The 12,183-nt window shown below is 65.9% G+C and carries 9 protein-coding genes; 5 read left to right on the forward strand and 4 right to left on the reverse strand.

The window, feature by feature from the left end:
• Window positions 1-16 precede the first annotated feature (16 nt).
• A complete protein-coding gene (locus tag ACFJI2_RS16390) occupies window positions 17-3,136 on the reverse strand; it encodes an EAL domain-containing protein (protein ID WP_377700977.1) in 3,120 nt (1,039 codons plus the stop codon).
• A gap of 176 nt (window positions 3,137-3,312) precedes the next feature.
• Between ACFJI2_RS16390 and ACFJI2_RS16395 the strand changes: the two genes are divergently transcribed.
• Window positions 3,313-3,819: a DUF1993 family protein gene (locus ACFJI2_RS16395; RefSeq protein ID WP_377700978.1), complete on the forward strand. Its 507-nt coding sequence runs from the start codon at window positions 3,313-3,315 to the stop codon at window positions 3,817-3,819.
• A 7-nt stretch (window positions 3,820-3,826) separates the two neighbouring features.
• On the opposite strand, the gene ACFJI2_RS16400 is transcribed toward ACFJI2_RS16395, so the two are convergent.
• Both ACFJI2_RS16400 and ACFJI2_RS16405 read right to left on the reverse strand, forming a co-directional pair.
• Complete coding sequence (locus tag ACFJI2_RS16400) at window positions 3,827-4,048, reverse strand: DUF1289 domain-containing protein (protein ID WP_377705854.1); 222 nt, start codon at window positions 4,046-4,048, stop codon at window positions 3,827-3,829.
• A 20-nt stretch (window positions 4,049-4,068) separates the two neighbouring features.
• A complete protein-coding gene (locus ACFJI2_RS16405; RefSeq protein WP_377700979.1) occupies window positions 4,069-4,632 on the reverse strand; it encodes a DUF1415 domain-containing protein in 564 nt (187 codons plus the stop codon).
• Between the two features lie 218 nt (window positions 4,633-4,850).
• Between ACFJI2_RS16405 and ACFJI2_RS16410 the strand changes: the two genes are divergently transcribed.
• The 4 genes from ACFJI2_RS16410 (at window position 4,851) to ACFJI2_RS16425 (ending at window position 9,159) form a co-directional block, all read left to right on the forward strand.
• Window positions 4,851-6,242, forward strand: a complete 1,392-nt coding sequence (locus ACFJI2_RS16410) for a transglycosylase SLT domain-containing protein (protein WP_377700981.1) — start codon at window positions 4,851-4,853, stop codon at window positions 6,240-6,242.
• A gap of 251 nt (window positions 6,243-6,493) precedes the next feature.
• Window positions 6,494-7,285: an enoyl-ACP reductase FabI gene (fabI, locus tag ACFJI2_RS16415; RefSeq protein WP_107870509.1), complete on the forward strand. Its 792-nt coding sequence runs from the start codon at window positions 6,494-6,496 to the stop codon at window positions 7,283-7,285.
• An 81-nt stretch (window positions 7,286-7,366) separates the two neighbouring features.
• Window positions 7,367-7,912: a sigma-70 family RNA polymerase sigma factor gene (locus tag ACFJI2_RS16420; RefSeq protein ID WP_377700982.1), complete on the forward strand. Its 546-nt coding sequence runs from the start codon at window positions 7,367-7,369 to the stop codon at window positions 7,910-7,912.
• Window positions 7,909-9,159 (forward strand): hypothetical protein, encoded by a 1,251-nt coding sequence (locus ACFJI2_RS16425; protein ID WP_377700983.1) that lies wholly within the window; start codon window positions 7,909-7,911, stop codon window positions 9,157-9,159. The genes ACFJI2_RS16420 and ACFJI2_RS16425 overlap by 4 nt, the downstream gene beginning before the upstream one ends.
• On the opposite strand, the gene ACFJI2_RS16430 is transcribed toward ACFJI2_RS16425, so the two are convergent.
• Window positions 9,156-12,083, reverse strand: coding sequence for a VIT domain-containing protein (locus tag ACFJI2_RS16430; protein WP_377700984.1), 2,928 nt, complete (start codon window positions 12,081-12,083; stop codon window positions 9,156-9,158). The genes ACFJI2_RS16425 and ACFJI2_RS16430 overlap by 4 nt on opposite strands.
• Window positions 12,084-12,183 lie beyond the last annotated feature (100 nt).

Below are 12,183 nucleotides of genomic sequence, written 5' to 3' on the forward strand. Positions count from 1 at the left end.
CTTTCGGTTGGATGGATCAAGGTTTCCAGCGCTGCAGCAGGTCGTCCGGCAGCACAGGGCGGCTGTAGAAATAGCCTTGCGCCAGATTGCAGCCATGGCGCAGCAGGAAGGCGGCCTGTTCGTCCGTCTCCACGCCCTCGGCGATGACGGACAGATTCATGCTCTTGCCGAGCTGGATGATGGCGATGGCGATGGCCTCGTCGTTCACGTCGGTGGAAATATCCTTGATGAAGGAACGGTCGATCTTCAGGGTTTGCACCGGCATCTGCTTCAGGTAGGCCAGCGAGGAATAGCCGGTGCCGAAATCGTCGATTGCCAGGCCCACGCCGATCGAGTGCAAATCGTTGATGAAGACCAGCGCGTCGCCGGTGTTCATGATGACGGATTCGGTCACTTCCAGCTGCAGGCGGTGCGGCTCCAGCCCGGTCTCGCGCAGGATGTCGCCCACCATGGAGGCGATGCTGCCGCGCTCGAACTGCTTGGCCGACAGGTTGACCGCTATCTTCGGCACCCACAGGCCGGCTTCCTGCCAGCGCACCATCTGCAGGCAGGCCTGGTACAGCACCCACTTGCCCAGCTGGTTGATGTAGCCGGTGTCCTCCGCCAGCGAGATGAAGCGGTTCGGCGGCACCAGGCCCAGTTCCGGGTGGTTCCAGCGCACCAGTGCCTCCACGCCCACCAGGCGGCCGGTGTCGATTTCCACCTGCGGCTGGTAGTTCAGGAACATCTCGTCCTTCTCCAGCGAACGGCGCAGGAAGGTCTCCAGGCGCAGGCGCTCCACGCCCTCGCCCGACATGGACGGCGCGTAGAAGCGGTAGCCGTTGCGGCCGCGCGCCTTGGCCTGGTACATGGCCACGTCGGCGTTGCGGATCAGCATATTCAGGTCGGTGGCGTCGGCCGGGAACAGGCTGATGCCCACGCTGCAGGTGACGAACAGCTCGTGCCCGGCCACCATGAAGGGCTGCTCGAACATGCCGACCAGCTTTTCCGCCACCAGCGTGGCGCCGTACTGGCCGTCCACGTTCTCCAGCAGCACGATGAATTCGTCGCCGCCCAGGCGCGCCAGGGTGTCGCCGTCGCGCAGCTTGTCCTGCAGCGCCTTGGCCACCTGCTTGAGCAGTTCGTCGCCAATGTGGTGGCCCAGCGTGTCGTTGACGTTCTTGAAGCGGTCCAGGTCGATGAACAGCAGCGCCAGCTGCTCCTGCTCGCGCGCGGCGCGCTGCAGCGCGTGGTGCAGCCGGTCGTGGAACAGCAGGCGGTTCGGCAGCGCCGTCAGCGGGTCGTGGTGCGCCAGGTGGTCCAGCTTCTCCTGCGACTGCTTGACCAGCGTGATGTCGCTGAACACGCACACGTAGTGCGTGGTGATGCCGTGGGTGTCGCGCACCGCGCTCATGGTCAGCCATTCCAGATACAGTTCGCCGGTCTTGCGCAGGCTCCAGATCTCGCCGCGCCAGAAGCCGGTGGTCTCCAGCTCCTGCCACATGGCCTGGTAGAAGCCATCCTCGTGGCGGCCGGAGCGCGTCAGGGCGCGGTCCCTGCCCAGCGCTTCTTCCTCGCTGTAGCCGGTGATCTGCGTGAAGGCCGGATTCACGGCCACGATGGCGCCTTGCGCGTCGATCACCATCACGCCGTCGGCGATGTGTTCCAGCACCGTGGCCGACAGGCGCAGCTTCTCTTCCGCCTCCTTGCGCGCGGTCACGTCGGCGTACACCCAGATACTGCCCTCGTTGGCGCGGCTCTGGTCGATGGCGCAGCCGCTCACCATGCACCAGAACAGCGTGCCGTCCTGGCGCCGGTAGTGGCGCTCCTCGCTGAAATACTCGCCGGCCGACAGGGTCGGATACTGGCGCGCGCCGGCCGATTCGAAATCGAAGGCGGTGGGGAATACGATGGCGGTGGAGGCGCCGGCCATGGCGCCCGGTTCGTAGCCGAACAGTTCCTCGCAGCGGCGGTTGACCGACACGATCTGGCGGTTACGCACGAACATCACGCCGAACATCACGTTGTCCAGGATGGCGCTCTGCTCGGCCAGCAGCGCCTCGATGCGCATCTCGTTGTGCTTGCGCTGGCTGATGTCGGAAATGATGCCGTCCACCCAGGGCGCGTTGTCGCCCCGTTCGGCCACCTGAGGCTGGCCGTTCTCGGCTACCCAGCGCTCGGTGCCGCTGGCGTCGATGATGCGGTACTCCACCGAATACGGACGGCCGTCGCGGATGGCCTGGCTCACCACGCGGCGCTGCATGCGGCGATCCTCCGGGCAGATCAGGTTGGCCCAGGAATGGCTGGTGCTGCGCATGAACTGCGCGGCCGAATAGCCGGAAATGTCCTCGATGGCGTCGCTGACGAAATCGACCGGGCCGTCCGGGCGGAAGCGGAACACCGCGCCCGGCACCTGGGTGACGATGGTGCGGAAGCGCTCCTCGCGCTGGCCGATGTCCTCGAACAGGTGCTTGATCGCCACCCGCATCTGCTCCAGCTGGCCGGACAGGCGCCCCAGTTCGTCGCTGCCGGTCAGTTCCAGCCGGGTTTCAAAGTCACCGTGCGACAGGCGGTCCGAAAAGCGCATCAGCTTGCGCAGCGGCTTGAGCAGGCGCTTGTTCAGGAACAGCACGATCAGCAGCAGCGACACGGTCAGCTGCGCCGCCAGCACGAACACATAGGACAACTGCTTCTCGCGCAGCTCCTGCTGGCTGCGCGCGTCGTCCATCTCCACCAGGATGCGGCCGATCTTCTCGCCGCGCACCAGGATCTCGCGCTCGGCGCGGTAGACGTTGCCGATCTGCCGGCGCGGCGACTGCACGTGCATGAACTGCGTTTCAGCCTGGCCGGTGACCTGCACCTGCAAGACCGAGCGGTCGCGCATCACCGACTCCACCAGCGAGTGGGCCGATTCGGCATTCATGTTCCACAGCGATTCCTGCATGCCCAGCGCCAGGATGTCGGCATTGCGCTGCAGCGACTCGTTCAGCGCTGTCTTGGCCGACTGCTGCTCGTGCACGCCGATCAGCAGATAGCTGCCGATAATTGCAGGGATTACCAGGCCGCCAAACACCACCAGCAGCAGCGCGCCGTAGATGGAGAGGCCGTACAGCGCGCTCAGACGGGAACGCATCCTTCTGTATAAAGAACTAATCATTCACCACGGGACTTGGGACTCGCGCATGGGCGCGCATTCAGGAATTATTCATTTGCAACAATTATGCACGCAAACAAGCAAGCAAGTCACCTGAATACCTCTGGTGCGCGCCGCCGCCGCGAGCAGGAATGCCACAAGCTTGCTATCATCGCCACTCTTTCAACGAGGAGCCCGCAATGACTTTTAATACCTATACCGCATCCATCCCAGTGTTCAAGCAGATTCTGAACAGTCTGCTGGTCATCCTCGACAAGGCCGAAGCCCATGTGACCGACAAGAAACTGGATGCCAACGCACTGTTGCAATTCCGCCTGTTCCCGGACATGCTGCCATTCGCGCGCCAGATCCAGATCGCCACCGACTTCGCCAAGGGCGCCGGCGCGCGCCTGGCCGGCCAGGAAGTGCCGCCGTACGAAGACACCGAAAAGACCTTCGCCGAGCTGAAGGCGCGCATCGCCAAGACCATCGCCTTCCTGGACAGCCTGGACGCGGCCGATTTCGGCGGCGCCGAAGACCGCGCCATCACCACCGGCAGCGGCGAGAAGACCAAGCACTTCACCGGCAGCACCTACCTGCTGCACTACGCGCTGCCGCACTTCTTCTTCCACGCCACCACCGCCTACGACATCCTGCGCCACAACGGCCTGGAAATCGGCAAGAAGGACTACATCGGCACGTATTAATCCGCCTTCACGTATTGCGGCGCGGGTAGCCCTGCGCCGTGATGCGCTGCCAGACCACTTCTTTCTCCGCCTCCGACATCGACACCCAGTGCGCCACCTCTATATAAGTGCGGCCGCAGCCGCGGCAGATGTCGTCGAAGGTGGTGGAACAGACGGCCACGCAGGGCGTGTCCGGGCGCTGCGCCGGGGGCGCGGACGGCGTTGCCGCCTCGTGCACCGCCGCCGCCATGCGCTTCAGTTCCATTTCCGTCATTCCTTCACCTGCAGGCCCAGGGCGTCCCAGCCTTCGTGACCCAGCTTTTCCATGGTCTCGATGTTTTTCTCGAAGATGTCTTCCGCTTCCGGGAAGGCTTCCACCGCGCGGTCCACGCTGTCCTCGCGCAGCAGGTGCAGCGTCGGGTACGGCGAGCGGTTGGTGTAGTTGCCGATATCGTTCTTGTCGGTGTCGGCGAACTGGTAGTCCGGATGGAAGCTGGCCACCTGCAGGATGCCGTCCAGGTCCATTTCCTCCAGCGCCGCGTCGGCCACGTCGAGGAAGTCGTTATAGTCCTCGAAATCGTTCAGCACCTGCGGGTGGATGATCAGCGTGGTGTCGATCTTGGCCGGACTGGTCTCGGCCAGCAGCTCCAGTTCCTCCATCAGCACCGCCATCAGCTCCTCGTCGGTGCTCGCTTCGGTGACCACGTATCGGATCTGGTTCTTGATGTGCACGGCCTTGGCGAAGGGGCACAGGTTCAGGCCGATCACGGCCTTCTCCAGCCATTTCTGGGTCAGGGCGATGACGGCGTCATGGTCGGCGATGGGCTTGCTCATAGGGTCTTTCCTTGTAAATGCTTGCGGCGAGGGCGCATTGTACGCACTCCGGCAAAATGCCGTCTACTTCTGTCAACGTCGATATATTTGCCGACATCATTACATCAAAGAAACTGTCATCCGGGCGACATATTTCTTGACTCAGCCGGGCCAACCTACGTACACTGCCCCATTATTCATGGTTCGTCGGTGTTTCTCGACGACAACAATGGAATACTATGCAAGCACGAATCAAGTCCACCTCCTTGCTGGCGGCGCTGATGACCTTGGCACCGGCGATCAGCCAGGCACTCGACAGCGCGCCCGCTGCGGCCGCGTCGAGCTCCCTGCCGCTGATCCCGCTGTCCACGCCCGCCACGGCCAAGCTGCCGACCACCGAACTGCTCCCCGTATCCAAAGTTGTAGCCAAGCCAGCCGTCAGCGAAGACGCGTTCAAGGAAACCGACGTCTGGGGCCGCATCCGCACCGGCTACGCCATTCCCGATATTAACAACGAACTGGTGCACAAGCACGTCACCTGGTACAGCACCCGTCCGGACTACATCGCCCGCACCACCCAGCGCGCCTCGCGCTACCTGTTCCACGTCGTCACCGAACTGGAAAAGCGCAACATGCCGACCGAACTGGCGCTGCTGCCCTTCATCGAATCGGCCTTCAACCCGCAAGCGCTGTCCAGCGCCAACGCGGCCGGCATGTGGCAGTTCGTGCCGGGCACCGGCAAGGACTACAACCTGAAGCAGGACGCGTTCAAGGACGAACGGCGCGGCATCCTGGCCTCGACCGACGCCGCCCTGAGCTACCTGCAGCGCCTGTACGACATGTTCGGCGACTGGCAGCTGGCCCTGGCCGCCTACAACTGGGGCGAAGGCAATGTGCAGAAAGCCATCAAGCGCAACCAGGCCGCAGGCAAGCCCACCGATTTCGAGAGCCTGGCCGAGCTGATGCCGGCGGAAACCCGCAATTACGTGCCAAAACTGCAAGCGGTGAAGAACATCGTGGCCAATCCGGCCCAGTTCAGCCTGCACCTGCCGGTGATCGACAACCAGCCCTATTTTACCGCCGTCGACAAGACCAGCGACATCGACCTGGCCATCGCCGCCCAGCTGGCGGAAATGTCGGTGGACGATTTCAAGGCGCTCAACCCGCAGTTCAACCGCCCGGTGATCACCGGCGGCGAGCAGACCCAGATCCTGCTGCCGAAAGCCAATGCCGAAAAGTTCAACCTGAACCTGGCGCAGTGGGGCCGCGCGCTGTCGAGCTGGACCACGCACAAGATCACCAGCGCGCGCGAGCGCATCGAGACGCTGGCGTCCAAGTTCCACACCACGCCCGAAGTGATACGCCAGGCCAACAATATCCCGAGCAAATCGGTGCTCAAGGCCGGCTCCACCATCCTGGTGCCGAAAACCTCGTCCTCGCTGCACATGGACATCGCGCCGGAAGTGGCGGACAACGCCGTGGTGGCCTTCGAAGCCGACCGCGGCACCGGCAAGCGCAACAGCAACTACAAGCAAGCCAAGGGCGGCACCGTCAAGGACGCCCCCGTGTCGCTGGTGAAAGCGCGCGTCTCGCGCGACGCCGCCGGCAAGAAAAAGACCAAGCAAAATTAAGCGCGGAGGACGGGTTACGCGCCATGCGCGTCCCCGCCCCACGCAAGCCGTGACATCGTAGGGCGGGTTAGCGCACAGCGCGTAACCCGCCATGCCAGCCACGAAAAGTTGCGGTGGCGGCAGCTACGCCCTACAATCTCGGTCTTACGGTATCGGGTCTCCCACCCATCACTAGAATAAACAACCCATACTGTCGCTAACGCCGCCCCCTGGGCGCGCGTGCCATCGCAGCAGTAGCAATTGGAGTGAATATGGCGTTCTTGCAAGGCAAAAAAATCCTCATCACCGGCCTGCTGTCCAACCGGTCCATCGCTTACGGCATCGCCAAGGCCTGCCAGCGCGAAGGGGCGGAACTGGCGTTCACCTATGTTGGCGAGCGCTTCAAGGACCGCATCACCGAGTTCGCCGCCGAATTCGGCAGCAAGCTGGTGTTCGATTGCGACGTCTCCAGCGATGAACAGATCGAAGCCCTGTTTGCCGACCTGGGCAAAGAGTGGAGCCAGCTGGACGGCCTGGTGCACGCCATCGGCTTCGCCCCGCGCGAAGCGATCGCCGGCGAATTCCTGGACGGCCTGACGCGCGAAAACTTCCGCATCGCGCACGACATCTCGGCCTACAGCTTCCCGGCCATGACCAAGGCCGCGCTGCCGCTGCTCAAGCCGGGCTCGTCGGTGCTGACGCTGTCCTACCTGGGCGCCGTGCGTGCCATTCCTTACTACAACACCATGGGCCTGGCCAAGGCTTCGCTGGAAGCGTCGGTACGCTACCTGGCGGAAAACCTGGGCCAGATGGGCATCCGCGCCAACGGCATTTCGGCCGGCCCGATCAAGACCCTGGCCGCCTCCGGCATCAAGGACTTCAGCAAGCTGCTGGGCTTCGCCTCCTCGCACGCGCCGCTGCGCCGCAACGTGACGATTGAAGAAGTGGGCAACACCGCCGCCTTCATGCTGTCCGACCTGGCCTCCGGCATCACCGGCGAAATCACCTACGTCGACGGCGGCTTCTCGCACGTCATGGGCCTGAACGCCAGCGACTACCAATAAGTTGCCTCCCATCAAGCAGCCTGAGCCGCATTCGGGGTCAGACCCCGAATGCGGCTCAGGTCGCTTAGGACACAGCACGGCATGAGCGATCTTTCCGACGAGGCCCTGATGCTGCGCTACTGCGAAGGCGATCTGTCCGCCTTCCAGGAGCTGTATGGCCGCCATAGCCGCGGCCTGTACCGCTTTCTGAGCTGGCGCTCGCCGCGCCGCGACTGGGTCGATGAAATCGCCCAGGACAGCTGGTTCAGCCTGCACCAGACGCGCGCCAGCTATACCCCGCAAGCGACTTTCCGCACCTTCCTGTACCAGATCGCCCGCAACCGCCTGATCGACCTGCTGCGCCAGCCGCAAGCGGTGGCCGAGGACGAGTTGCCGCCAACGGCCGCGGACGCTTCCGCCGCGCCGGATAGGGCGATGGAGTCGCGCCAGCAGAACAGCGCACTGCACGCGGCCATCCAGGCACTGCCCGCCGAACAGAAGGAAGCGCTTATACTGCAACAATTCAGCGGCATGTCGCTGGAGGAAATCGCCCAGCTGGTGGCGGCGCCGGTGGAAACCGTGAAGAGCCGCTTGCGCTATGCGATGAAGAAATTGCGCGAGCAGTATGCGCAGGAGGAACAGGCATGAGCGGCAAAGACCACGATCAGTTCGATGATGCGGAATTCGCAGCCTTCCTGCAAGGCGACGATGCGCTCGCGCGCGATCTGGCCGCGCTGGACCAGCCTGCCCCGCCGCCCGCACTGGATGCCGCGATCCACGCCCGCATCGCTGCCGCACTGGCCGCCGAGAAGCTGGCGGGACTGCCTGCCGCGAACGATCCGGCGGCCGCCCCCGCCACCGGGCCAGTCAGTGCTTCCACTGTAGCCGGTACTACAGCAGCAGCGGGTACTACGGTAGCAGCAGCAGCGGGTGCCACCGCCGGCGTCCGAGGCGGGCAACGCTGGCAATCGCGCTGGCAGCTGCCTCTTGCGCTCGCCGCCGGCGTCGCCGCCATTTCCGTCGCCCTGCCGCTGTGGCAGACCCACGATCCGGTGACCGAGTCCATGGTCGCAGCCGCGCCCGCCGCTCCGGCCGCTCCGGCCGCGTCGCCCATTCCGCCGGCCCCGCCCGCTCCCGAGCAAAAAACTCTGCCCGCTGCGGCGTCTCCTGAGCTAGCGCCGCCAAGCAGCGACGCCACCGCGAGCCCGCCCCGCTCCGCGCGGCATGCAGCCAAGCCCGTACCGCCGACCGCGCCGAAAACCGCCCTGGCAGACGCCGTGATTGCGGAGGACGTTGGGCGCGCGCCACCGGCGGCAATGCAGCCTGCGCCAGTGCCAGCCCCGGCCCCGGCCCCGGCACCGCCGCCAGCACCACCAGCACCGCCTCCGCCACCGCTGGCGCCGGCACCAGTCGGGCAGCCAGCCCCAGCCCAAAGCGCAGCCGTGGCAACGGACTCACTGGCCGGCAACGTAATTGCCAACGCCACCAATGTGCGTCCATCCCCGCAGCAATGGCCATTGCCGGCATCGGAGAGGGCCGCCAACGCCGGGACCGATCGCCGCTCCGCTCCGCGCGCCGTGCCGGCGCCGGCGCCGGCCCCCGCACCCGCACCGCTGGCGTTCGCGCCCATGGCTCCGGTAGTCGAAGCTGCGCCGGCCGAACCAGCCAGGCCTGCGGAACTGGCCGCGCCTGCGCGCACGGTTTCCGTTACCGGCTCGCGCATCCTGGCGCCGCATGAGACCCCGCCAGCGGCATGGCTGCAAAAGATCGAAGCGCTACTGCAGGCAAACGAACGCGGCGCGGCCCTCGCCGAATGGCAGAAGTTCCGCGCCGCGTATCCCGCCTATCCGGTGCCGGATAAGCTGTCGTCCAATTTCCCTCCCCCCGCGAACTAGCTGCCGGGCACCTCGAATTCCCCCATCAGCACCGTGTTGCCGCGCCCGGTGAGGCGCACCGTGATCATCTCCTCCTTCGCGGCCGGCGTGCCGAAGCCCGTGGTCAGGCGCAGCTGGACCGTGGTCGCCCCCGCCACCAGTTGCTGGCGATGGCCAAAGAAATTGGCCTGCACCTGGTACTTGCCCGGTTTGGCTTTGCGCAGCGAGAATTCCTCCGGCCCGTAGCCTCCCGTGAAATCGCGCGAGATGCGGCCGCCCTGCGTGGTCGCCGCCTGCGCGTAGTAGCAGCGCTCGCCGTTCGGGTCCGTCACCCACAAGTCCATGTCGCTGTTGTCCGCATCCCAGGTCAGCACGGCGCGCAGGTCCAGCGGCAGGTTTTTTAGCAGGCGCGAGTCGATCCGGCTGGTATCCACCGATCCTTTGGGCGCCCTGGCAATGATGGCGTTCATTTCGGCCAACGCAATCAGTTCGATATCGGCGAAGCGCCCATCCCATGGGCGCAGCACCACTTCGTATAACTGGTCCACCGCCTGCTGGTGCTTGCCCACGGCGGCATACGCCAGGCCGAGGTCGCGGTAGGACTGCGGCTCCTCGCCGGCCAGCAGCAGCACCTGCTCGAACACCGGCACGGCCAGTTGCGGCGCGCCCGCCTGCAGCAGGCGATAGCCCAGGATGCGCAGCACATGGCGGTTTTCCAGCTCCAGTTCCGCCAGGTTGGACAGCACGCGCAAGCCCAGGTCCCGCTGGCCCCGCTCGAACAGCATGTCCGCCACGTCCAGGTAGAAAGCGCTGCTGCCGCTCCACGACGGCCGTTCGTCAAGATAGACGGCGTACAGCTGCTCGCTGCTGGCGGCTTTCATGCGGGCGATGTAGGGCGCATTCGACGACCACCGTTTCATCGCAATGGCGCCCACGGCGCCAGGCGCCGCATTGGTGGCATTGGCAATGACGGATTTCGCCGCCGGCGCCGGGGCCGGTGCAGGCGCCGGAGCGGGAGGCAGTGGCGGCGGCGGCGGTGGCGCTGGCATCGCCTGAGCGTCCTCCGCGACAATGACATCCGTTACCCTGGCTATGCTGCTGCCCGTCACCTTGACGGAGGTGCGGCCCGCGCCATCGTCCGCGCGCTGCAATACCTGTGCAGGCTTGCCTGGCGTGCCTTTGGAATAATCCACGCTCCACCATGCCACTTTCTGCTCGAAGCGCCGCACCACGGTATCCAGCTGCTTGCCGCGCCGCTGCGCCAGCATGGCGCCGTAGCGCGCCTTCGCTTTTTCAAAGTCCGCCAACAGCTCGGCGGGCGGCGCCACGTCATAGCGCACGTAGTCGTCCAGGCGCTCCAGCACCAGCAGCGAGGTTTCGCGCGTCGGCAGGCCGAACTGGGCGCCCAGGCGGCGGATGGCGCCGCGGTGCAGCTCGAAGTCTGCCTCCAGGTCGCGCAGCCGGTAGCCCGCCCACATCAGCGCCGCCTGCGGATGCACCGGCGCCGCTTCCGCGATGGGCAGCCTGATATCCGTTGCCACGCCCTGCTGCAGCAGCGTGACCGCCAGCTGCGCCGACGGCTGCGCAAGCTTGCCCGCCACGCGCAGCACGCCTTGCCGCGCACCGGACAGATCGGCCACCAGATCCTTGGCGCCGTCCGCGCGCAGGCTGCGCAACTGCGGGCCGTCCGTCAGCAGCATCTCGGCCGCCGCACCGGGACGGTCGGCCCGCACCTGCACCAGCGCCCCGCCGCTGCGTTCGGCCAGCGCCGCCAGCCGGCCCGTGTCCGCGCTGGCCGAGGAATTGAGCGCGTACAGGCGCTGCCCGGCAGCCAGCACGGGAAAGCTGGTGCTGCCATAGTTCAGCAAGCCGTCGCTCACCAGCAGGTATTCATGCACGTCGGCCTGCGGCCGCCAGTCCGCCAGCGCGCTGGCGCCGTCGTACACGGTGGACTGCAAGGCCTTGCGCAGCGCACTCCAGTCGCCGCGCTCGACGCGGTAAGCGGCACTCGCCTCGGGACGGTCGCGCAGGCGCAGCAGCCGCACTTCGGCCTGGCCCAGCGCCTTGAAATACCGGTCCAGCTCCGCCAGTTCGGCATCCGTGTTGCGGTTCGCGCCGGAACCGGAGCTGTCCCACAGCAGCCCGACAACTTTCGGCAGCTTGCGCGCCGCGCGCCGCGCCGCCACGGGGATCTCGGCCACGAAATAGCGTTCGCCCGCAAACTCCTGGAGGTAGGCCTGCGGCTGCACGCTGGCCGGCACGCGCAGCACCAGCGTGCCCTGGCTTCCGCCTGCGCCGCCCGGCGCGAAGTCCTGCTTCGCCAGGCGCGCATGGTAGCCGCTGCGCATGCCGCTGAAATTCAGCTCGCCCAGCGCGCCGCTGCTGCGCGGCGCCGAGGCAGCGCCGTTCACCTGCACATTCAGATCGAAATCCCGCACCCGCTCGCCGTAAGCCAGCGGCAGCCGGTACACCCAGCCCGCGCCGTCGCGCGCCAGCGTCTCCGCATATTTCAGCTCCACGGTGCGCGTGCCCTGCGCCGGGATGGGATAGACGCGCAAGCGGAAGTTGTTGCCCTCGGTGCGCTCCAGCAGCCCGGGATCGATGCCGCGCCGCTCCACCGCTTCCAGGATCTCGCGGCCCCGGCTCTTCTCCACCGGCACGGCCGGCCGCAGCTTGCCGTCGATATCCAGCGCGAAGGCGCCGATCTGCTGCCCGTCCTGCAAAGGGAAATGCAGCGTGCCCTCCAGCGCGCGGCTGTTCGGATTGAAAAACACCATGCGCACCGTGGTCTCGGCCATGCCGCCGCTGACGGCGCTGGCGATGCTCAGGCTTTGCAGTCGCACCGGCCGCTCGCCGTTCAGGGTCTCCATCAGCGGCGGCGTGGCCGCCAGCGCGGCGAAGGCCAGCGGCAGCAGCGCCAGCAGGGCAAAAAGTCGCTTCATCATCTTATTCTCCTGGTCCCGGACCGGCCGGTATCAGGAGTGGAACGAAGCGGGCGAAGAAAAGGGGTTAAATCCGGACAAAAATTATGCGCTTGCTACCAAA

Source organism: Pseudoduganella sp. UC29_71 (assembly GCF_042693265.1).
Classification (GTDB): Bacteria; Pseudomonadota; Gammaproteobacteria; order Burkholderiales; family Burkholderiaceae_D; genus Rugamonas.